We start from the raw sequence: 22,352 nt of genomic DNA, 5'->3' as shown, positions 1-22,352 counted from the left end.
TAAGCCAACGCTTTATCAAGCCTTCGCAGAACCACTACCTCCTAAGGGGTATGCCAGATTTACGTCTTGCTTACACAACATCTAAAAGGGCTTTTTTGTACGTCCATCCTTATTAAAATACGCTTCCGTAAAGCTTGAAACTTCAACCCGGATTCCATGCCAGAAAAGTCGTACAACACTAGAGTCACAGCATCGTGAGTCAAAAATTAGATCTTGATCGCCGTGGATTCTTGACTGGAAAAACGGTTTCAGCACCCATTGAGCCGCCTGCCCGCCCCCCCTGCAGGTTCTGTGGTACTGGCTGCTCGGTACTGGTGGGCACACAGCATGGTCGTGTAGTAGCCACTCAGGCGGACCCTCAGGCACCTGTGAACAAAGGCCTGAACTGCATCAAAGGTTACTTCCTGTCGAAAATCATGTACGGCAAGGATCGTCTTGAAACACCGCTGCTGAGAATGAAAAACGGCAAATTCGACAAAAATGGTGACTTCACTCCGATCTCCTGGGATCAGGCGTTCGATATCATGGCGGAAAAATGGAAGGCGGCCATAGCCAAAACCCGTAATTCCGATGAGATGCCCCCCGTGGGCATGTTCGGCTCTGGTCAATGGACTGTCTGGGAAGGTTACGCAGCCTCCAAGCTAATGAAAGCCGGTTTCCGTTCCAACCACATCGATCCTAATGCACGACACTGCATGGCTTCTGCGGTGGTAGGCTTTATGCGTACCTTTGGTATTGATGAGCCCATGGGTTGTTATGACGACTTTGAACATGCCGATGCGTTTGTACTCTGGGGCTCCAACATGGCCGAGATGCACCCGGTACTCTGGTCAAGGCTGGTTGACCGTCGTCTATCCAACCCCCATGTCAAAGTAGCGGTAATGTCCACTTTTAAGCACCGCTCCTTTGAACTGGCCGACCAGCCCATCATCTTCAACCCTCAGTCTGACCTGGCTATTTGTAACTACATCGCCAACTACATCATCCAGAACGGCAAGGTCAACCAGGACTTTGTTAAGAAGCATACCGTTTTCCGCAAAGGTGTAACGGATATTGGCTATGGCCTGCGCCCGGATCACGAGCTGGAAAAGAAAGCCAAAAACCCGGGAAATGGCGGCACAACACCTCTCGACTTTGATGGCTTTGCAGAGTTTGTCAGCGAATACACGGCTGAAAAAGTCTCAAAACTGTCTGGCGTCTCCGAAACACAGCTGGAAGAGCTGGCGAAACTCTATGCTGACCCCGACACCAGGGTGATGTCCCTCTGGACCATGGGCGTAAACCAGCATACCCGTGGTGTCTGGATGAACAACATCATCTACAACCTGCACCTGCTGACCGGAAAGATTTCCCAGCCGGGTAACAGTCCATTCTCTCTGACCGGCCAGCCATCTGCCTGCGGTACCGCCAGAGAAGTCGGTACTTTTGCTCATCGTCTGCCTGCGGACATGGTCGTAGTTAACAAAGCCCATAGAGACTAAGCCGAGAAAATCTGGAAACTGCCTGAAGGCACCCTTCCTGCCAAACCGGGTTTCCACGCCGTATTGCAAAACCGGATGCTCAAAGACGGCAAACTCAATGCTTATTGGGTCATGTGCAACAACAACGCCCAGACAGCTCCGAACCTGAACCATGAAACACTGCCCGGCTACAGAAATCCTGACAATTTCATCGTGGTTTCTGACCCTTACCCAACCCTGACCGGACAAATTGCCGATCTGATTCTGCCAACCGCCATGTGGGTCGAGAAAGAAGGTGCTTACGGAAACGCAGAACGTCGTACCCAGTTCTGGTATCAGCAGGTAAAAGCTCCTGCCGAAGCCAAATCCGACCTGTGGCAGCTGATGGAATTCTCCAGGCGTTTCAAGGTTGAGGAAGTCTGGTCAGACGCCCTGTTGGCAAAGCACCCACAATATCGTGGCAAGACCCTGTTTGATGTTCTGTATGCCAACGGACAGGTTGACCGGTTCAAACTGGATGAGATTCCTGAAGACCGATTGAACGACGACGCCCGAGCTTTGGGTTTTTATGCCCAGAAGGGTCTGTTTGAAGAATACGCCACCTTCGGTCGTGGCAAAGCTCACGATCTGGCGGACTTTGAGCGTTATCACCAGGAGCGAGGCTTGCGCTGGCCTGTAGTGGATGATCAGGAAACCCTCTGGCGTTTCAAGGAAGGCTCTGACCCTTATGCCAAAGCGGGCAGTGACTTCGACTTCTATGGCAAGCCCGATGGCAAAGCCTGGATTTTTGCCCTGCCCTACGAACCACCCCATGACGCTTCGGACGAAGAGTTCGACCTTTGGTTGTCCACCGGTCGTGTTTTGAAACAACGCTGCTGAGAGTGAAAGACAGCATGTTCGACAAGAACAGTAAATTCGGCCAGAAGTCTGATGCCTTACCGCAGGTTTGAAAGCAAAATACTCATGGAGGAGAGTTATCCGGCTCTGAAAAGAAAATTAATGGAACTTATTTATAGTTGAACGATCAAACAAGTAATAAAGAAAATTAATGGAACTTATTTATAGTTGAACGATCAAACAAGTAATAAATTTAACTCTATTATCAGACTCGGAGGCACATGCAATTAACCTCTGGAATTTTGCAAGCTATGCTAGCTCACACTCCATCTGATGAAAGAGCAATCAGGAAATCCAGTTCTACCAATATTCATTGACCAATGGAGGTGTAACCATGCACATCAGTAACACAATTAAGACCAACCCACCCAGCTCTCCTGCAGACTGGCAAACTGCAACAACTGAAACAGTCAAAGCCTTTGCCCGGGAAGTTGCTGCATATCCAGGAAAAACCTACCTGCCAGAATCTAAAAATGGATCCTTCAGTCATAATCCATTCTGGCAACATAAGGGTCAATTCAGGTTTACTCCTACTCTGAAAACACCATCCCATATTGGAGTGGTATATAGGGGCGATTCGAGGCCTCCGGAAACCATTTTCAAAACGGGATTTAATCGAAAATCAGATGATTCGGACTCTATTAACGATAATGATTTCCTTGAAGCTCTGCTCAGTACAAAATTAAGTGGCCATAAACTAGCGTATCAACCAATCTTTAGTAACTACCAATTGGTGAATGACTCAGCAAACAAGATCATCTGCACTAGCCGCAACATCGCAGTTGCAACCTGGTTCCCAATGTTTTTATCGCAGAATCAGCCTGACTCGCCTGTGTTTTACATTCCTGAGCCTGGAGAGGAAGACAGCACCTATGTTTATCAGTGTTATGTCAATACCGGTATCGACATGTGCAAAACAGCTGCAGATCTGAAGGGACCTGGGCTACGCACTACTTCTATCAAATCTGCTGAAGAAGTAATCACGACACGCATACCACCTGAACATGTAGTGAGTGCATGGCCGGTTAAACGAACGGTATTTAATGCTGGGCCTTATTATATATTTGGTTTAAAAACCAGAATTCAGGAAAAAATAGTAAACCCTGACATTGATCAATGTGTAAAAACATATACAGCAGCATTTCTGCCACCTTTGGATCCAGTAAATCGCACCCATTCAATTTCATTAAACGCAAGTGCAATATTTAAAATAGCTCCTGACTGACAGGATGATGAGCCGAAAGGCATTCAGGGGCAGGTCTTTCTTCTTGATTCGACCCAGGAAGAAAGGCCCATCCCGGTTTTCTTTTCGTCGGTAGCCAGAGGCATCCAAACAGGCAAGGTAGACACCCCGGTGAAGTTTGAAGCCCATCGAAAGGCAATGGCTGAGCGGGAATGGGCTCGCATGGAAGCCAATGATTCTCAGGAGTGCCGTAACTGCCATACCCAGGAATCTATGGAACTATCTGAACAATCACTTTTGGCGGTTAAAAACCATACCGCTGCAGAGAAAAACGGTGAAACCTGCATTCAGTGTCACAAGGGTATTGCCCATAAGCTACCTGACATGACCGGTGTGCCAGGTTGGGAGTAGCTACCCACTGGTACTGCCCTCACACAGGCTTCGGAGTTCCGTCAGGGAAATACCGGAGCCTGTCCACATGAAAACAATGAGCAGGTAATCGTTTGATTATCGGTGCAGGCTGACAGTCTCTGTTTTTTTATGAACTGACGTTCAGGATCATTCATTAAAAAAGAATCAAACAAAGGAACTTTTCTGAAATCAGCCAGTCTATATCTTCATTAGTCAAAACTCTCTTGTTTGGCCTGACCCGACATACACATATTAAGGAGAATTACGATGTCACTCCCTGTTTCCGGTCACAGCACCTTAATCCACGGAAGATTTGGCTATGCACCAGAACAATCCACAAAATCAGACAAGAAAAAACAATGGGGTCGCCGGAAAGTAAGAAAAAACACCCTTCCCAAAGAAACCACAAAGAAACAAACGGCTGCAGTCCGTGGTAAACATTTTTCTGATATGTCGATAACAGAGCGCTTCGTTTTTGCTCTTGGTCTTTTTTCAGGCTTGCAGTCAGTGCATGCACTAAGCAATGGAAGAAGTAACGTTTGTAGCATGGCTTCCCTGGCAAAAGCTGAACTCAACACTTGCCCAAAAACTGGCCTTACAGACTGGGTCACAAAGTTAGAGAAAACAGGCGGAAAAGATGATGCGAAGGCAGTGTGCCTGGCAGATAAGTGCTCAGCCCCCACAGAAATAATTCACAAAAAAAGAACAGCGCCTAAAAGAGAAGTTCAGTCTCAGTCCTGTCACCAACCAAGCCTGATGGAGCAGATCGGTCCTGAGAATAGAATGACCGGGGTTTATAAAAAATCAGATGAGACCGGCATAGTGCTTGGTATTCAGAACCCTGAATCGGTTCCTGTAATGAAAAAATATAAAGACCTTGTCCGTTTGGAGTCCAAGACATTACAATTAAAAAAGATTCTGGAACAGACTAACAACTACATCCATATACACAACAATGATTTCGGAATGCTTGTTTTTGATGAGAAGCAACTCACTGTTCTTAAGAAATATGAGTACTTCCCTCTAAGCCCCTGTATGAAAAATCTGCTCGATGAACTCGATAGCTACGATACGGCATTAAAACAAATTTTCATGTATCAGAAAGAATCCGGAGATTACAAAGCCTATGCTAGAGAACTGGACCACTTAATAAAAGGACGCAATACTGTATTTGTGAGCTTGTTACAATCATTAAAAAGCAAACTTGATGATTTAGAAAGACAGACATCAACTGCATTAAAAGTTAATAGTGATCACAAAAAAGAGGATATCCTGCAGCACAGAAAATACATTAATTCCCAGATTAGAAAATCTGCAGCCATTCTTAGCCCTGTAGAAATAAAAAAAATGTTCCAACAATGCATAAAGGATCGTCAAGCATGCCTCAACGAGCACAAGCGGACTGAAGCCAGGGAGCTTGCTGAAAGAGTAAGAGCCAGGAGAGAAGCAAACAACAACAGCTTTACTATGAAGCTCTTTAATTTAGCGTCTGTAGCTTCCTATACATTTTACCTTCTGTGCATGTTAGGTTCTACACTTGCATTGGTGCCTTTACCGAAAAAAATAACCCGTTACTTCGCCTACAGAAAGAAAATAGACACTAGTCGTTTGTTAGAAAAAATAATCAGAACCGAGAAAAAGAAGATGCCAGTGGACATCAAAAAATCTATGGATAAGTGCGACAACGCTCAAGACTTAGCGTTTTCAACCAAAACCAACGTCAATTACCCCGACGACTGGAAGCAGCCGTATTTACCCTTCTATCATGACTTAACACAGATCAAGAAAAAAAAACGCCCTAAAAAAAGTCGAAGCATTGGGGCAATAGCCAGGAAACTCAAGGATATCATTATGCCGAAGGACCAGTTGCCTGCGAGGCCGTGGAAAGAGGATATACCGATAGACAACCAATACATCAGACCTATTTACAGAAGAGGCTTTACCCCGTCAAGTAAAGATACGGGTAAAAAAAACATTGTTGCCTATGCCTATTTTGACCCTTCATCAGATGCAATCAAAAGCACAATATCCGATAATGCCCTTAAAAAAATGCAAAGCATTCACGAAACAGGCCGGTATGCAGCCCATGAAGAAGGCGCTACAGGCTACAAATGCTTTAAATATAAGAGCGAGCCATTATGGGAGTTTAAAGTGGCTGGAGATGAACGGGTTTACGGCTTAACGATTCAGGCAAATGAAGAAGGGAGACATGCGGGTGTCGCTCCACTGGTTATATTCGACACAATATTGAATAAAAAATTATAGGCATCAACTGGCTCTTGTATACCATGGGTTTCTGCAAGTTATAAAAAAAACGCCACATGACGCCTTTTTTATAACTTGAAATAACTTATTTCATCAACATGGACGAGAATGTCTGCGAATCACTCATATCATCTATCTTTTGCTTTCCTGGCTTCCAACTGATGACTTCTTCTGTTTCCAATTCTGAATAAAGTGTTACCGGATAATCAAATGCCAACCAGGAAAAGTAGCCGTCCCTGAAAAAGAACACTCTCTCGTAACCCCAGAGTGCGGCAAGGTAACTCGCTATCGCTCCCCTCATGTGATACGTGCTGTTTCCGTAGATGACAATAGGCGTCTTTTTATCCAAAGTGCCAGGCTTGAACAGCTGTCTGAAGCCCGCCCTTAAATCCAGACTTTGAGACCGGTCAATATGCCCCCATTCCCACTGCTGATATGGTCTCACATCTATAAATAAAGCCCCCAACTCATGAAGGCGCTTGGCCTGATGAGTGTTAATGGTAACAACGTTCTTGATATTCACTGGCGCTTCCTGTGCAGACAGGAAGCAGGAGGTAAGGGCCAGAAAGCACCCTGCGAGATAAGAATTCCATTTCATATTAATACAGGTCCGTTATAAGACTACTTAATAAAAACTACTTTATAAAAAAGTATATGGAGTAAGGACCTGCGTACTTGGAATAATAGGAAGCTAAAAGCTTGCTGCTCACTGCCAGAGAGCATATAGAGTGAAAAAATACCGTTTACTCTACAAATCATTCATTCCAGCCACAGGGTTTGGAGAAGCAATGACCCTGGATAGAAACAAAAAATGCTTGCTTTAGAGCTTGGGGACCCTATACCCACGAGTCCCCCCGGGTACACTGGTGGTTTAACCTAACCAGTTATGGAGCTTGGCTCTTAATCTGACGGCTGCCTGAGAGTGAATCTGGCTGACCCTGGACTCACTGACGCCCAGAACCTTACCAATTTCCTTGAGATTCATCTCCTCATCGTAATAAAGCATCAGAACCAGCTTTTCCCGCTCGGGTAACTTCTCTAAAGCTTCTACCAGGGCATACTTGAACTTCTCTTCCTGAATATCGGCTGATGGACCTCTATCTCCAGAGCGAGCCTGCATTCTGGACTCTTCGCTGTCGAACAGTTCTTCAAAACTGAACAGTCGGCAACCACGAAGGTCACTGAGAATGGTGTAGAACTCATCCAGATTGACTTCCAGCTCCTTAGCCACTTCGAAGTCTCTGGCATCTCTTCCAAGGCGGGCTTCAACCTTCTGAATCGCCTCAGTCACTCTGCGACTGTTTCTGTAAACGGATCTTGGCCCCCAGTCACCTTTTCGGATTTCATCCAGCATGGCACCACGGATACGAATGCCCGCAAATGTTTCGAAACTGGCACCTTTACTGGCATCGTACTTTGAGGCCGCTTCCAGCAGACCGATCATGCCTGATTGAACCAGGTCATCGATCTGAACGCTGGCCGGCATCCTCGCGGCCAGATGATTCGCAATTCTTTTTACCAGAGCCTTATGAGTTTCAACCATTTCGGTCTGAATCAGTTTCTGACTCTTTTCCTGATTGGCTTGAGTTGCCTGCACTCCCTGTGCTGTAGCATCCATGCTTATACCCTCTCTTTTATTCTTGTTGGCAAGAAGAATTCGATACGACCTCTTGGCGGTGTTACTGGTATCGCCATCATCTGATGTGCAATACGCAAAATGGCTTTCGAAGCCCGGCAATCCGGATTTACCTGCAGAAGTGCCTGCTGACGGGTGAGTGATTCTGCGACAGCCTTGTCGAATGGAATCGCCCCCAGATAACGGAGAATAATTTCTACTTCATCATTCAGATAGGATTGCAACCTTTCAAACTGGTTCGATCCATACCGACGGTTATTAACGGCGTTGACAATCACTCCAAAACGACGAACACCGTATATTCGGTAAAGCATACGTATCATTCTCACGGCATCCAGCAGTGATACAACTTCCTGATTGATAACGATAAGAATTTCTCCCGCAGCCTGAATAAGAGCTACATTGTCCGGAGCTAATCCAGGTGCGGTATCAATAACAAGGGTATCAAGAGTAGGAGCCAGAGACTCCAGGCTTTCTATCATTCGGACAGCATGACCAGTTTCTACGGTCTCCCTCCAGATAGGCTCCCCTTTTGGCGACAGCACCTTCAGACCCGAGGGCCCATCCTGAATAAAAGTGGAAAAAGAGTCGTTGGCATCGAAGTGAGTCATATCCAGCTTCTTCTCAAGCCCAAGACTTATTCCAACATCGGGGACAGCCAGGTTTCCATCCATTAAAACCACACGTCTTCCGTTGTTTGTGAGAGCCAGTGCGAGATTGACTGCAACTAATGTTTTACCTACTCCACCCTTACACCCCGCAACTGCAATAATCTGTTTTGTTGATGAGTTCATGGCTTTCAGCTTCTTTTCAGTGATTACTGCATAAAATCTGGAATCAAAAACGTTTTTTCTTTTTTTACTGCCTGTACTTTATTAATAACAAGAGCCGTGCCAATTTTTTAAAACGCCTGTTTTTCACTCATGGTCACATAGCTGACGTGACATCATTTTGACCAGTTCCAGCCTAAAGATCATAACCTACTGTTTTTATTGAGATTTATTTTTACCGGTCGAATTTCCGTCATGTTACTTTTTTGACAGAGTCAAAATCGATCTAAAAAGAAGACATCAAACGTCGTTTCATTGAAAAATAAAAAGAAAGTTATTTGACAGTGTCATTTTATAGTGACGAATTACTGTCGCATAATATTTTCCAGAGGGATATAAAGTGTTACTTAATTGACAAAATAAATTCCGAAACTGAGAGATTTAAAAAACGACAAAATAAAGTTAATTTCCAATGTTGGATAAAAACACTTTATCCAGAGATAAAAAACGTCAAAAATTTTATCTTCCTACTTGTTTGATAATTGATAAAACCGACTTACTTTTAGATAAAAAAGACAGCTACCAGGTAAAAATTTTCGGGATTCTAAAAATACAAAAACGGCCTCGTCTACTTTTTTTCAAAAGCAGACGAGGCCGTCATAAAATCGAACCTGGTAAGTTAAGACAAAAAAAAATGGCTATCAGCTCACGCTGATAGCCATTTTTTTGAACCGATCTGATTAACGCATGGTCTCTTCATAACGATGAAGGCCATACTTTCTCATTTTCTCAACCAGTGTCGTCCGGCGAATCTGAAGTTTGTCAGCCGCTCTGGCCACAACGCTGTTGCAGTCACTCAGAGCTTGCTGGATCAGGCTTTTTTCCAGCCGTGTCAAAAATTCCTTCAGATTCAGGCCGCCCACAGGAAGAATCGCCAAATCATCGACTTTTCCGGTTCCTGCAGGTTGAATACTATCCGGGAACAGCTCGGCAACACCGTCATCATCAGTAATAGCTTCCATATGACGGAAATTCTGTGGCAGATCCTGAACACCTACGACACCGTAGGGATACATAATCGCCAGTCTTTCCAGCAAATTGGACATTTCCCTGACATTACCCGGCCAGTCATGACGGCATAGCGACATAATCGCAGCAGAACTCAGACGAATGGAGCCGCGACTCTGTTTTTCCATTGCACTGACCAGCTCGTTGAGAATCAGCGGAATATCTTCCGGACGATCCCTGAGAGCAGGCATTTCAATGGGGAATACATTCAGCCGGTAGTACAAGTCTTCCCTGAACTCACCGGACTCAATCATTTCAGAAAGGTTTTTATGAGTAGCCGCTATAATTCTGACGTCTACGGGAATCTGCTCGGATCCCCCCACCCTTTCAATAGTGCGCTCCTGCAAAACCCTGAGCAACTTAACCTGCATGTGCAGCGGCATATCACCAATTTCATCAAGAAACAGTGTGCCACCCTGTGCCAGTTCAAACCGCCCTTTTCTTGAGCTGACCGCACCGGTAAAAGAACCTTTCTCATGGCCAAACAGCTCACTTTCCAGCAATTCATTAGGAATAGCACCACAGTTTACCGGCACAAAAGGCATATCCCGACGATGGGAGTGGTCGTGCAGATTCCTGGCCACCAGCTCTTTGCCTGTTCCTGACTCACCGGTCACCATAACATTGACGTCACGGTCAGCCACCTGTGCCATGGAAGCGCGAACTTTGCGGACTTTATCACTTTTACCCACCAGCCCGCGGAACAGCTCTACTTGCTGATTCATACCTGTCTGATGAAGGTGGCGCCATTGTTCACGATACACCTGACCGTAATGCAGGCAAGAGAGTAACTGCGAACGATTGCAGGGCCAGTCGATACGGGCAATGACCTGTCTGCGGAGTGAGGATTGGAGGTTTTCCGGAAGGGGTTCGGCTATACGAATGACGGGGACACCGCCACTCCAGTTCTGTATGCGGGCGATCATGCCCTGCATTGAGCTTTCTGCCTGGAGAAAATCGCCAAGAAAAAGCGCACAGAATCCATCTTTGCTGGACTCGCTGATAGCATCTTCCCAGTAGGCGGAACTGACCGCCCTGGCACGATACCCCATAAATTCGATAACGGTACTTAGATCATGTCGGCGCTGTTGAGAGTCCTCTATGATCAATACCTGATCTGCTGCATCCATTGTAACGACTTTCCTTGTCATCAACGCAATGTAACAAACAGCTCTGAATAATATGAATTGCAATAAGCAAACTCTTATTCATTCATTTAAGGTCTAAAATTCTATTTCGTCAAATTTCTCGGCCACTTTAATTCATTTTTTGATTTTTTTATAAAAAATGACGTGAAATAGCCCTGTTCATCGATCGCTTGCTGGAATAACCGGAGCATTCTCTCCATAAAACCGATAGCCTGATTCTCCACTGATCGAGTTGGTATTGATGAGCTTTCAGAAGAAAATAATGAAATCATGGTTTACCTGTTACAAGAAGCTGCATAAACGGTAACATAACCACTGTCGGGTATGGGCAGCCATCAGGAATTTGAATGCTGATTATCGAAACGCTTGGAGATATTGCCGCCATGCGGGAAAGTGTGGACGTGGAGTGTAAACTGGCACAGGGGCGGGATGGCAAAGGTGCTATCCCGAAAGACATGTGGGAAACCTACAGTGCTTTTGCCAATACCCAGGGCGGCGATATTTTTCTGGGCCTTGAAGAAAAATCGGGTCACCGATTTGTTCTGGAAGGTATTACCGACACCCCGAAAGTTCTGAAAGAGTTTTGGGATACCCTGAACAATCCACAGAAAGTCAGCACTTGTATTATTCGAGATCGTTGGGTCAAGGTTCTGGAGATTGAGGGGAAATCTCTCATCCAAATTCATGTCCCTCCCGCCAATCGTAAGCAAAAGCCAGTCTACATCAAAGGTAACCCCATGATCGGCACCTATCGTCGCTTTAACAGTGGTGATATGCAGGTGAGTGAAGAGATGGTTCGCCGGATGATGGCTGAGCAGGTTGAGGAGAGCCGGGATGCCGAAACCCTGGGGGAAGTAGTTTTTGATAAATTAGGCAAGCAAGAGCAGCTTATCCTGATTACTGCTCATATTGAAAAGACAGTGGATCATGCCAGAATGATGTCTATTCTGGATATTCACCCTCGAGACCTCTCGGCCCTGCTTGCCTCTCTTGTTGACAAAAAGCTTCTATATCAAGATGGTAGTGGTCGTGGAACAATTTATTTCACCGCCCAGGCTATGGCAGAAGATACGATGCTAGAACGGATTTTCGAAGGTATGGAGATGGAAAGATCCTGGTCTGAAGGCGAAAGGTCCGGAGCTTGGCCCGAAAGGTCCGGACCTTTAGAGAACCAGCTTTCGACTCTGGCAGAGCCTGTCGCTACAAAAAAGCGAGCCCCCAGCGAAGAGGTGCGCCAAGCCATCCTTAACTTGTGTGCGCTGCGAACATTACAACTGGAAGAACTGGAAAAACTGCTGAATCGAAGTGGCGAATCTCTGCGCAAAAAATACCTGCAACCATTGATCAAAGAGCACAAACTCAGGCTGATGTACCCCACCAGGCTCAACCACCCTCAACAGGCGTATATTACCGTTGGGTCAGTGATCGATAAGGAGTACAAATGATCACAGAAGATCAACTGGAACAGCTCTGTCCGGGCTGGTTCCAGAATCTCAATTATGACCATGTATGCGGATAAGATATCCCCCCGGAGAACCGGCTGCAGAACATTTTGGCTTAGCCAAAAAGGCCCCGCAAAAGCAGGGCCAGGCTCACACACTAAGGAACTGAATGGGGATCAGAACACGTATTGCAGGCGGGATACGATAGCGCTTCCCTTATCATTTTCTATGTTTTCGTTGGTTTTGCCTTGAACATAGTTCAGGCTGGCGCGGATATTCCTGGTCGCAAAGTAGTTTACGCCCAGAGTAGTGGTTTTCAGTTCAAGATCATCACTCGCACTATCCTGGTCGATAGTCGCCTGAGTATAACGTGCGAACACTTCCCACTGACCACCGGTTGGCTTACCAAAAGCACCTTCTTTATAAGAACGCTTGCCACCGTCCAGCAGGTAAGAAATCTGTCCGTAGTAGCCTGAGACTTTTGCGTCGCTGTTAGCGTCTTTAGACTTCAAGTCTCTAACCGCATACTCACCCTGAAGCTGGAGTGATTGGAACTGACCCGCCAATTCCAAAACATATTCAGAATCTTTATCAACGTTTGTGACCGTTACAGCACGGTCTGCACCTTTTTTAACGCCTAAGGAGGACTCTAAATCAACATTAGAAGCACCATCCGGATTCTTGTTGTAATAGTTCAGACCCAGATGAAGCAGCATGTCATCATTCATGATGGGAGCATAGGTAGCACGCACGATGTAGCTGGCAGTCCGTTCTACTTCCGGCTTGTCTTCTTCCGCCTGTCCATCATGGTGAATGCCAAACACTGCGGTATAGTTATCACCACCGGTCGCTACCTGAATACCGTAGTCATTACCTTCATCGCCCTGCAGAAAGTCGTAGATCATTGGACGCTCGATCGCCATGATCCAGGAAGAACTCACGGTATTTTCCAGTCCATAATCACGACCCCAGCGACCCAGAGTCACTTCTACAGGTTTGAAGCCAACATAAGTGATCTTGGCATCATCCAGTTCGATTGAGTCGTCGCTTTTGGTTTTCAGCTTAAGCTTGTATTTCCAGTCGGTGTAAGCCTTACCACTGAAACCAATCTCGGCACGGCGAATATAGCCTTTACGGGCTTCAGCGTCATTACCAGTGTCTGCGACATAGAGATCATCAAGGCTTGCGTAGTCCCACTGCAGCTTGCCGCTTACCTTAAAGGAAAAGGCGCCGTCATCTGTTTTCAGCTGAAGACCACCGTTCTTGGTGCTGACGATAATATCTTCGCCTTCCGTCTTAACAACACCAGCGTGGGCAGAAGACAGGGTCAGACCTGCAGCAACAGCGGCTACTGCCAAAGAAACAGGTTTAAGTTTCATTCAAAACTCCATTTATATCGTGCTTTTGTATTTATTACTTGGCTCTAAAGAGCGATGTGTTGGCATTTTTTGTTATTCGCAGCCTGATAAGCCCTACCGCCTCCCCAGATTCCGGAGCACGGCTGCAAGACTCTCATGGCTGTTTTTTTGTTAACTGCGGGTGAGTATATTGGGCTGGAAATATTTCTTGGAGGTGACAGCAAAAAGAAGGTTTTATGACAGTACTGTTCACCTCCCATAAAAAGCAGGCATCACTATTCAAGAGCCTGGGACTATTCCTAAGCATGTCAGAATGCTCTTGCAGCAATAAGATACATTGAGTCCAAAAAAGGCAAATCCCGGCAGGTGATAGAGGGAGTTTGCTTCACTGATAAGGCGTTGCCTGAAGTTACCTGCATTGCCTACATTAACTGTCAGGGTCGATTTCCATGGCCTGACGCTGCCATACTCGGCTAATGCCTCAAACTGATAAACGTCACCATTTTGGTATTCGGGTTTGAGAATAACCAGGCGCTCGCCTGCATACTGACATAACCAGCTATCAACTATGGTTCCTTTATCGTTCAGCAGGCGGACCTTGCTGTTGGGCGCTTCACAAAGTGCCACCAGCGGGTGATTTGCTGCATCTGAAATATGTTCGGTTTGAGTCTGGTTGTAGCCGATCAGCCACACTAACTCAATGGATCGTGCCGGTGGATGATGATATCCGGCTGAAGTGGACTCAGCAGCCCCGGCAGTGGTCGCTTGAGTCACTGTTGTGGTATCAGCGACAGTGTCATCATAGGTCTCGGAAATAGTGTTAGGAACAGGAGTCGTCAACGGAGCAAGAGTCGTCACGCGACCAGGATCAGCAACAGGATCAGCAACAGGATCAGCAACAGGATTGGTTGCAGGACAAATATTTGACTTGGGATCATAGGGTCCACCGCAGTTGGGATCAGGATCAGCAAATGATTTACAGACATGAATCCTGATGCGCATATTATGTCTAAGACAGTTTCCACCTTCACGGCTATTGATTGAAGACTCAAGACCATTGGATGTGGATATCAAATAGTAATCTTTGCCCCCTTCAAATACCCCTGTAGAATCGAAATATTTTTCAAGAAAAAGCAGTGTCAAATAAGTCAAAGAATGAGGTTTATTACATAAAAAAAGCTCTGCCTTAGGATCATACTTTTTATCAACCCGACAGTTATCGTAGCTCGTTTTGTTCTCTACCAACCATATATTTTCGAACAGATTAGAGCTTTGTCGACTTTTAATACTTTTCCTTACAGCAATGTAAGAGTTTGGGCAAATAAACCTTATCTTTGAGTTTAAAGATACGTATAGAGTCGTATTCAACTCGTGCGAAAATAAATCCTTATAAAAAAAAATGCTTTCGTATTCATCTATCGCATAACACACCGGCAACAGGTTAAATAACAGTACGAACCCAAATAAAACAAGCTTCATGTTTTTTCCTCAATACAGCTCAAGGACAAAAATAGCAGAAATTCTTGCATACCCATGTCTTTTATCTTTTCGCTAAACGTTTACGAGTTCACCGAGTCTTTGATGCCCTGAAGAGCCTGCTCTTACGGAGGTTTGGTTATTTATCATGGCGTACAAGCCAATGTAGTGCTATAGAGTCCGGTGTTTTCAAAAAAGGTCAGGTGCCTGTTATGATCCGTCAGTATTTCCGCATTTCATGGAGGAATTGCATTGCAGCAAATTTGTTTGGAGTCGCCTTACTGCTACTTCTGTTTAAGGCTCAGGCGACTGATCACTACCCTTCAATATTTTGGATGGCCAGTGATTTTTCAAAGAATGAGAATAAAACTCTATTCGTAATACCTGAAGCAATAGTCTATTTTATTTGTGACAATACTCATATCTTTCTGAAGCCAGCAGTGCATCCTAAAAGCAAAAACGAACTGTATGATAACCTGTGGCTAGTTGATAAAGCCGACTATGAGCAATGCAAAGTGAATGTCAGCAAGCCCACAAGCAGGCGTTTGGAGCTGTGTCGAAAACCTTTTGAATTAAATACATACAGAGTAATTTTTAGAGAATACGGTGCTGGCAATCTCCCAGTCTATTTACCGGGTCAATTCTACTATTATATATCCACAGCAAATGGGGCTGAATCTTCACTCGGTGACCTTGAAGGCGGTCACTGCAGATCTCATAACATGCGCCTTGCCGTATATGTCTGTGAAACCCATGATGACCCCAAATGCACTGATAAAAAAACTGAAACAACGACTCATCCTGTAATAACCACTTACCCTTATTCTGAGACAAGCAATTACACTGAAACAACAAACTACACTGAAACAACAAACCACACTGAGACAGCGAATGTCACTCAGACAGGAAACTATTCTGAAGCAACGACTTACCCCGTGACAACAACTTACCCAACAACCATTCCAACGACGTACAGTCATTCAATTAAACAACCTTTCGAAATCATTTGGAGTGTTCGCTATAACGAGAATCAGAATCTGTATATTCACAGCACATCAGAGTTTCCAATCGTTGCACTGTGCGAAACTAACAGTGTCATTTACCGGTTGGGCGATGAAGGCGAATACATCAAGAGCTGGCCATGTCAGAATGGGGACCAGCATTTAGTTATTTTACAACCAGAATATAATAATGGTGACGTTTATATCTTTGAAGCCCTACCCGAACAACGGAGCTTGCAGGTACGGAAATCATCCCTGACCGTGAATATAGGAAGTGCAGATAACGTCAAATATCTTGCAAGTGAAGCAACCCCGTCTCCCGGTAAGCCAGCATTTGCTTTTCTGATTTCATTGTATGTTTTAACGGCAAGCGCATGGTAAAACACCATGCACTTGCAGGATACTGAGTCCACATCCTTCGACTCCGCTCAGGATGAACAAGAATCCTGATTCGCATATTATGGGTAAGACGGTCATGGCGCACAAGCCAATGTAGTGCTATACAGTGCGGTGTTTTCAAAAAAGGTCAGGTACCTGTTATGATCCGTCAGTATTTCCACATTTCATGGAGCAATTGCATTGTAGTGAACTTGTTTGGACTCGCCTTGCTGCTACTTCTGTTTAAAGCTCAAGCATCTACTTTCAACCCTTCAATATTTTGGATGGCCAGTAATTTCTCAAAGAATGAGAATAAAACCCTATTCGTAAGATCTGAATCAATAGTCTATTTTATTTGTGACAATACTCATCTCTTTCTGAAGCGGACAACGGGTTTTAAAACAGATAACGACCTATATGATAACCTGTGGCTAGTTGATAAAGCCGATTATGAGCAATGTAAAGTGGATGCCAGCAAGCCCACAAGCTGGCCCTTGAAGACATGTCGAAAACCCCTTCATTTCAGTTCACACAGGGAAGTTTTCAGGGAATACGGTACCGGTAAACCTGTCTATTTACCAGGTCATATCTACTATTATATATCCACAGCAAATGGGTCTGAATCTTCACTCAATAGCCTTGAAGGCGGTCATTGCAGATCTCATAACATGCGCCTTGCTGTGTATATCTGCAAAACCTATGGCCCCGAATGCATTAACGAAAAAACTGAAACAACCACTCATCCTGTAATAACCACTTACCCTGAACCAACGACTTATTCTGAGACAAGCAATTACACTGAAACAACAAACCACACTGAGACAGGGAACTATTCTGAAGCAACGACTTACCCCGTGGTAAAAACTTATCCAACAACCGTTCCAACGACGCATAGCCATTCAATTAAACAACCTTTTGAACTCGTTTGGAATGTTCGCTATAACGAGAGTCAGAATCTCTATATTTACAAGGAATCAGATTTTCCAATCGTTGCATTTTGCGAAGCCAACAGTGTCATTACCCGATTGGGTGACGAAGGTGAAGTCGTCAATAGCTGGCCATGTCAGAGTGGAGTTCATCATTTAGTTATTTTAAAACCAAAATATAATAACGGTGATGTTTATGTCTTTGAAGCATTTCCTGAGCAAGGAAGCGTGCAGGTATTGAAATCGACCCTGACCGTGAATATAGCAAGTGAGGGTAACCTTGAGTATCTTGTAAGTGACGCCATACCCTCTACTGGCAAGCCAGCATTCGCTTTTCTGATTTCACTTTATCTTTTGACTGCAAGCGCATGGTGAAAACTATGCCCTTGCAGAATATTGACTGCAGAAGGTATTAATAGTCCTGCTCTGCGACGCTTTGATCATGATCAGAATCATCACTGTATTCGTCATCATCGTATTGGTCGTCATCGTACTTTTCTTCATCAAACCTTTCTTCATCAAACCTTTCTTCACCGGCCTCATCCTCACCTTCTGATTCAAAGTACGGGTCCGGATACTGAGTCGTTTCATTGTGATACAGATCTTCTGCGTCATAGACGTACTGCCCGGAGTCAGTATCATTCTGTTCTTCAAAAAGATCCATCTCATTGGCAACGGTAAATCCGGGTCCCAGGGAAGTCAGGATGATAATAAACCCCTTCAAAAGCTTTTTCATGGGTGTGGCCTCCCTGCCAAACCGTGTTTAACGACTTTCTCTGAAGGTTAACGACTTTTTTCAGACTTCCTGAACCTCCAGCCAGAGTTTCCTGAGGCGTTTGTCGGATACCGGGAAACGGGTTCCCAGTTTCTGGGCAAATAACGAGACGCGGTATTCCTCTAGCATCCAGCGATAAAGCATCAGGTTTTCATCAACAATTTTATGCTTCTCATGAATGGCTCTACGCTTTTCCCAGGCTTTGAAAAGGGTAGCCAGCTCCTCTGACCAGGCCCGGTCTTTATTGACCTGGGCAGGCAGTTTCTCCAGTCTTACCTCAATGCCTTCGAGGAACCTTGGATAGTGCCTGAGCCACTCAATGCCTGCATCACAGAGAAAACCGGGATAGATCAGCTGCCCCAGATGCTGTTTGATATCGGAAAGTGAAAATGCCCGATCAAAGGATATTTTGCCCTTCAGCTGCTTGCTGATGTTGTGAGTCTTCTGGAAAATCTCAAACAACAGGCCATCGACCTCTTCGGCAAAAGGCACCAGGTGACCTTTTCGATCTTCAATCAGAGCATTGAAAGCCGCTTCATCCCTCGGCCCATTATTCCCGGATAACAGGGCAGGATCTCGAAAAAACACCTCCGAAATCACAAACGCCTGAAGGTCTTCCTCCAGTGCTCTGGCCTGCACGATGCCCGTGGTCAGCAGTTTCACCTGTTTCAGATGGTTCATTTTCGACAAGGCAAACTTCAGCTGTTTGGACAGCCTGAACTGAAGCAGACGAGTCACCCCCATACGGTGAGTCGCTTCAGCCATAGCTTTGTCTTCAAACAGTTTAACGGCCACAGAGCTGTTCTGATCCACCAGAGCCGGATAGCTTTTTAGCACCAGCCCCCCCACTTTGCGGGTTATCTCTTCCGGCAGTTCACCACAGCTCCAATCTTTCAAACCTTCCTGCTGTAATGAACTGTCCGTGAGTCTGCGCATACTGTCTTCAGACTCGCGACCAAACTTTTCTTTGAGCTTGATCAGATCACGGCCCTGTCCCAGCACCTTCCCGCTTTCATCCATCAGCCGAAAGTTCATCTGCAAATGATCGGGCAGATCATCAGTGTCCCAGTGCTCATCCAGAATGCGCATGCCGGACATACGATGCAGATGATGACCCAGAATATCGGTCAGTGGCTCATCGCAGATAGACATAGACTCCATAGCGCCCCGAACATAATCCGGTACCGGGACAAAGTTTTTGCGCACCGCCTTGGGCAAGGCTCGTACCAGGGCCACACACTTGTCGTAAAGCATACCCGGCACCAGCCATTCCAGCCGGTGTTTAGGCAATAGTCTCAGGGCCTGTACCGGTAATGTCAGCGTCACCCCATCATCCAGAGCACCTGGCTCAAAATGATACGACAGCGGCAATTCCAACCCTTCCCAGCGGAAAAGGTCGGGGTACTTGTTCTCGGTCACCTCATCAGCATCATGCCTCATCAGATACTCTTTGGTGAGGTACAACAGCTGAGCATCCTGTTTCTCAGCCTCTTTTCGCCACTTTTCAAAACCCGCTCCGTTGTGGAGATTGGCTGGCAGCTTCTCATCGTAGAATTGATAAAGAGTTTCCGGGTCCACCAGAATATCTCTGCGTCGAGACTTGGCTTCCAGTTCATCCACTTCCTGAATCAACGACAGGTTGTGAGACTGGAACTTGCCCTGTGAATGATAATGCCCCTCCACCAGAGCTTCCCGGATAAAAATCTCACGGGATACCACGGGATCAATGGCGCCATAACCGACCCGACGACGACCAACAATAATCAGGCCGTATAAAGTCACCTGCTCAAAAGCCACCACCTGGGCTCTTTTCTTCTCCCAGTGGGGCTCAAAATAATTTCTTTTGATCAGATGACCCGCCAGCGGCTCAATCCACTGGGGCTCCACTTTGGCATTAGTGCGGGCATAGAGTCTGGAGGTTTCCACCAGCTCTGCCGTCATCAACCACTTGGGCTTGCGCTTATAAAGCGTTGAAGACGGGAACACATAAAAACGACGGTTACGTGCTCCCATATAATCTGCGTCGTCATCTTTGCTACCCAGGTGAGACAGCAAACCCGCCAGCAGGGATTTATGAATATCAGCGTAACTGGCCTCGTCTTCATTGGTTTTCAGACCGACTTCTTTGCAGGCCAGCGCTAATTGTCGATGCAGGTCCCGCCACTCTCGCATTCTCATAAACGACAGGAACTGTTGTTTGCAATATTTACGCAACTGGTTCTGGGACAGCGTCTGACGCTGTTCTTCATAGGTATTCCAGAGCTGTACCAGGCTCATAAAGTCGGAGTCGTCGTGATAATGTTCACGGTGCCGCTGATCGGCAGCCTGCTTTTTCTCTGCCGGACGCTCTCTTGGGTCCTGAATAGCCAGGGCACTGGTGATGACGAGCAATTCGCCAAGAGCACGGTTTTTATCCGCTTCCACCAGCATCCGGGCCATTCGGGGATCTACCGGCAATCTGGAGATCTGCTGGCCGATTCGAGTCATACGACGTTTGTCACTGACGGCACCCAGCTCCTGCAACAGTTTGAAACCGTCGTTAATCGCCCTGGCATCCGGTGCATCAACGAAAGGAAAGGCCGCAATATCACCCAGACCCAACCGCAGCATCTGCAAAATAACCGCCGCCAGATTGGTTCTGACAATTTCGGCATCGGTAAATTCAGGACGCCCCAGAAAGTCTTCTTCAGAATAAAGTCGGTAGCAAACACCCTCTGCTACACGACCACATCGCCCTTTTCGCTGATTGGCAGAAGCCTGGGATATCGGTTCAACAGGTAGCCGCTGAACTTTTGAACGGACACTGTAACGGCTGATTCTTGCCGTACCCGGGTCTATAACGTAGCGAATACCCGGCACGGTCAGGGAGGTTTCCGCTACATTGGTAGACAGGATCACTCTTCGACCGCCACCATGAGGCTGAAAGATGCGGTTCTGTTCTGCTGCAGACAGGCGGGCATAAAGGGGAAGAATCTCGGTATGAGCCAGCCGCGCATCCTTGAGGAATTTATTGGTTTCCCGGATTTCCCGTTCACCGCTGAGAAAGACCAGCACATTCCCCAGACGTCCGCCTTTGCCGGAACGTTCCAGATGCTCAATCTCCCGCAGACAGGATAATATACCCTGTTGAACTCTCAGGTCAGCATCCCGACCTTCCAGCTCCAGTTCTTCCACTGGGCGATAATTGACTTCCACGGGATAGGTTCGGCCAGAAACCTCAATAACAGGTGCATTATCGAAATGTTTGGAGAAACGCTCAACATCAATGGTGGCCGAAGTAATAATCAACTTCAGGTCAGGTCGTTTGGGTAACAGAATTTTCAGATAACCCAGCAGGAAATCAATATTCAGACTGCGCTCATGGGCTTCATCAATAATGAGGGTATCGTAGCGGTTCAGAAAACGATCATTCTGAATCTCTGCCAGCAGAATACCGTCGGTCATCAGTTTAATCAGGGTGTTCTCATTACCGTGATCGCTGAATCGAACCTGATAACCTACCTGCTCTCCCACAGGCACTTTCAGCTCCTGCGCTATCCGGCTGGCGACTGATCGCGCGGCCAGCCTTCTCGGCTGGGTGTGACCTATCTGGCCAACAATACCCCGGCCAGCTTCAAGACAGATTTTCGGAATCTGGGTGGTTTTACCGGAACCTGTTTCGCCAGCAATAACAACCACCTGATGTTTTTCAATCGCCTTACGGATCTCATCACGACGGGCTACGACGGGCAGCGCCTCATCGTATTCAATGTCTGGCACAGCCTGTCGCCTTTCCTGAACTCTGAAAGTGGATCGATTGATTTTTTCCTGCAGCTTATCCATCGCTGACTGGTCGCCGGTTTTCAGTCTCTGAATCTGCCTGCGAACAGGAAAACGATCCCTGAGCATGCACTGGTCCAGAGCGTCGTATAGTGCTCTCTTGTTTAGCTGGCCGCCCTTTGCAGGGCCGCGCTCTGGGGAATGTTCGCTGGGCGATGACCTTTCTTGACGCTGGGTGGGTTCAGGGCTCTGGGTAGGCTCAGGGCTGTTTCGGCCGGACACTCATATCTCCCGGAAAATGCATTTCAATCAAAACGCCCAATTATACTCGGTCCGGGCTCTGATATCCGATTTTCTTTCATACGCTTGCAGGGAATGAAGCGGCTTCTGAGAGTCATT

14 protein-coding genes and 1 pseudogene are annotated in these 22,352 nt (G+C 46.3%); 7 read left to right on the top strand and 8 right to left on the bottom strand.

The window, feature by feature from the left end; all coding sequences use genetic code 11:
- Window positions 1–194 precede the first annotated feature (194 nt).
- The 4 genes and pseudogenes from napA (at window position 195) to ACOJUO_RS16760 (ending at window position 6,216) form a co-directional block, all read left to right on the top strand.
- A pseudogene (napA, locus tag ACOJUO_RS16775) lies at window positions 195–2,339 on the top strand (nitrate reductase catalytic subunit NapA).
- Between the two features lie 352 nt (window positions 2,340–2,691).
- Complete coding sequence (locus ACOJUO_RS16770; RefSeq protein ID WP_422137566.1) at window positions 2,692–3,582, top strand: hypothetical protein; 891 nt, start codon at window positions 2,692–2,694, stop codon at window positions 3,580–3,582.
- Between the two features lie 21 nt (window positions 3,583–3,603).
- Entirely contained in the window at window positions 3,604–3,951 is a 348-nt protein-coding gene (locus tag ACOJUO_RS16765) for a NapC/NirT family cytochrome c (protein WP_422137087.1), read from the top strand.
- A 267-nt stretch (window positions 3,952–4,218) separates the two neighbouring features.
- Window positions 4,219–6,216 carry a hypothetical protein gene (locus ACOJUO_RS16760; RefSeq protein WP_422137565.1) on the top strand — a complete coding sequence of 666 codons (1,998 nt, stop codon included), beginning with the start codon at window positions 4,219–4,221 and terminating at the stop codon, window positions 6,214–6,216.
- An 85-nt stretch (window positions 6,217–6,301) separates the two neighbouring features.
- Here the strand turns inward: ACOJUO_RS16760 and ACOJUO_RS16755 are convergent, their stop codons facing one another.
- The 4 genes from ACOJUO_RS16755 to ACOJUO_RS16740 form a co-directional block, all read right to left on the bottom strand.
- Window positions 6,302–6,739, bottom strand: coding sequence for a rhodanese-like domain-containing protein (locus ACOJUO_RS16755; protein ID WP_422137564.1), 438 nt, complete (start codon window positions 6,737–6,739; stop codon window positions 6,302–6,304).
- A gap of 348 nt (window positions 6,740–7,087) precedes the next feature.
- Window positions 7,088–7,834, bottom strand: coding sequence for an RNA polymerase sigma factor FliA (locus ACOJUO_RS16750; RefSeq protein ID WP_422133144.1), 747 nt, complete (start codon window positions 7,832–7,834; stop codon window positions 7,088–7,090).
- A gap of 2 nt (window positions 7,835–7,836) precedes the next feature.
- Window positions 7,837–8,646, bottom strand: a complete 810-nt coding sequence (locus ACOJUO_RS16745) for a P-loop NTPase (RefSeq protein WP_422137563.1) — start codon at window positions 8,644–8,646, stop codon at window positions 7,837–7,839.
- A 716-nt stretch (window positions 8,647–9,362) separates the two neighbouring features.
- Window positions 9,363–10,820, bottom strand: coding sequence for a sigma-54 dependent transcriptional regulator (locus ACOJUO_RS16740; protein WP_422137562.1), 1,458 nt, complete (start codon window positions 10,818–10,820; stop codon window positions 9,363–9,365).
- 365 nt (window positions 10,821–11,185) lie between these two features.
- Between ACOJUO_RS16740 and ACOJUO_RS16735 the strand changes: the two genes are divergently transcribed.
- Window positions 11,186–12,283 carry a helix-turn-helix domain-containing protein gene (locus ACOJUO_RS16735; protein ID WP_422133140.1) on the top strand — a complete coding sequence of 366 codons (1,098 nt, stop codon included), beginning with the start codon at window positions 11,186–11,188 and terminating at the stop codon, window positions 12,281–12,283.
- A 173-nt stretch (window positions 12,284–12,456) separates the two neighbouring features.
- Here the strand turns inward: ACOJUO_RS16735 and ACOJUO_RS16730 are convergent, their stop codons facing one another.
- Both ACOJUO_RS16730 and ACOJUO_RS16725 read right to left on the bottom strand, forming a co-directional pair.
- A complete protein-coding gene (locus tag ACOJUO_RS16730; protein ID WP_422137561.1) occupies window positions 12,457–13,659 on the bottom strand; it encodes an OprO/OprP family phosphate-selective porin in 1,203 nt (400 codons plus the stop codon).
- Window positions 13,660–13,917: 258 nt separating this feature from the next.
- Window positions 13,918–15,117, bottom strand: a complete 1,200-nt coding sequence (locus ACOJUO_RS16725; protein ID WP_422137560.1) for a hypothetical protein — start codon at window positions 15,115–15,117, stop codon at window positions 13,918–13,920.
- Between the two features lie 209 nt (window positions 15,118–15,326).
- Here ACOJUO_RS16725 and ACOJUO_RS16720 point away from each other — a divergent pair, with 209 nt between their 5' ends.
- Window positions 15,327–16,496, top strand: coding sequence for a hypothetical protein (locus ACOJUO_RS16720; RefSeq protein WP_422133137.1), 1,170 nt, complete (start codon window positions 15,327–15,329; stop codon window positions 16,494–16,496).
- 461 nt (window positions 16,497–16,957) lie between these two features.
- Entirely contained in the window at window positions 16,958–17,794 is an 837-nt protein-coding gene (locus tag ACOJUO_RS16715; protein WP_422137559.1) for a hypothetical protein, read from the top strand.
- 37 nt (window positions 17,795–17,831) lie between these two features.
- On the opposite strand, the gene ACOJUO_RS16710 is transcribed toward ACOJUO_RS16715, so the two are convergent.
- Window positions 17,832–18,155 carry a hypothetical protein gene (locus ACOJUO_RS16710; protein WP_422137558.1) on the bottom strand — a complete coding sequence of 108 codons (324 nt, stop codon included), beginning with the start codon at window positions 18,153–18,155 and terminating at the stop codon, window positions 17,832–17,834.
- A 60-nt stretch (window positions 18,156–18,215) separates the two neighbouring features.
- The gene (gene hrpA, locus ACOJUO_RS16705; RefSeq protein ID WP_422137557.1) at window positions 18,216–22,235 is read right to left on the bottom strand and encodes an ATP-dependent RNA helicase HrpA; all 4,020 of its coding nucleotides are present in this window, start codon (window positions 22,233–22,235) and stop codon (window positions 18,216–18,218) included.
- Between the last annotated feature and the right edge of the window lie 117 nt (window positions 22,236–22,352).

It is taken from the genome of Endozoicomonas sp. ALC020 (genome assembly GCF_049275935.1).
GTDB lineage: Bacteria > Pseudomonadota > Gammaproteobacteria > Pseudomonadales > Endozoicomonadaceae > Endozoicomonas_A.
The sequence above is the reverse complement of the archived record's forward strand: the minus strand, read 5'-3'. Positions and strand labels throughout refer to the sequence as shown.

Coding starts and splice junctions, on each gene's coding strand:
- ACOJUO_RS16750 (WP_422133144.1), bottom strand. CDS start 7,834: ATGGATGCTACAGCACAGGGAGTGCAGGCAACTCAAGCCAATCAGGAA.
- ACOJUO_RS16760 (WP_422137565.1), top strand. CDS start 4,219: ATGTCACTCCCTGTTTCCGGTCACAGCACCTTAATCCACGGAAGATTT.
- ACOJUO_RS16730 (WP_422137561.1), bottom strand. CDS start 13,659: ATGAAACTTAAACCTGTTTCTTTGGCAGTAGCCGCTGTTGCTGCAGGT.
- ACOJUO_RS16735 (WP_422133140.1), top strand. CDS start 11,186: ATGCTGATTATCGAAACGCTTGGAGATATTGCCGCCATGCGGGAAAGT.
- ACOJUO_RS16720 (WP_422133137.1), top strand. CDS start 15,327: ATGATCCGTCAGTATTTCCGCATTTCATGGAGGAATTGCATTGCAGCA.
- ACOJUO_RS16770 (WP_422137566.1), top strand. CDS start 2,692: ATGCACATCAGTAACACAATTAAGACCAACCCACCCAGCTCTCCTGCA.
- ACOJUO_RS16710 (WP_422137558.1), bottom strand. CDS start 18,155: ATGAAAAAGCTTTTGAAGGGGTTTATTATCATCCTGACTTCCCTGGGA.
- ACOJUO_RS16740 (WP_422137562.1), bottom strand. CDS start 10,820: ATGGATGCAGCAGATCAGGTATTGATCATAGAGGACTCTCAACAGCGC.
- ACOJUO_RS16725 (WP_422137560.1), bottom strand. CDS start 15,117: ATGAAGCTTGTTTTATTTGGGTTCGTACTGTTATTTAACCTGTTGCCG.
- ACOJUO_RS16745 (WP_422137563.1), bottom strand. CDS start 8,646: ATGAACTCATCAACAAAACAGATTATTGCAGTTGCGGGGTGTAAGGGT.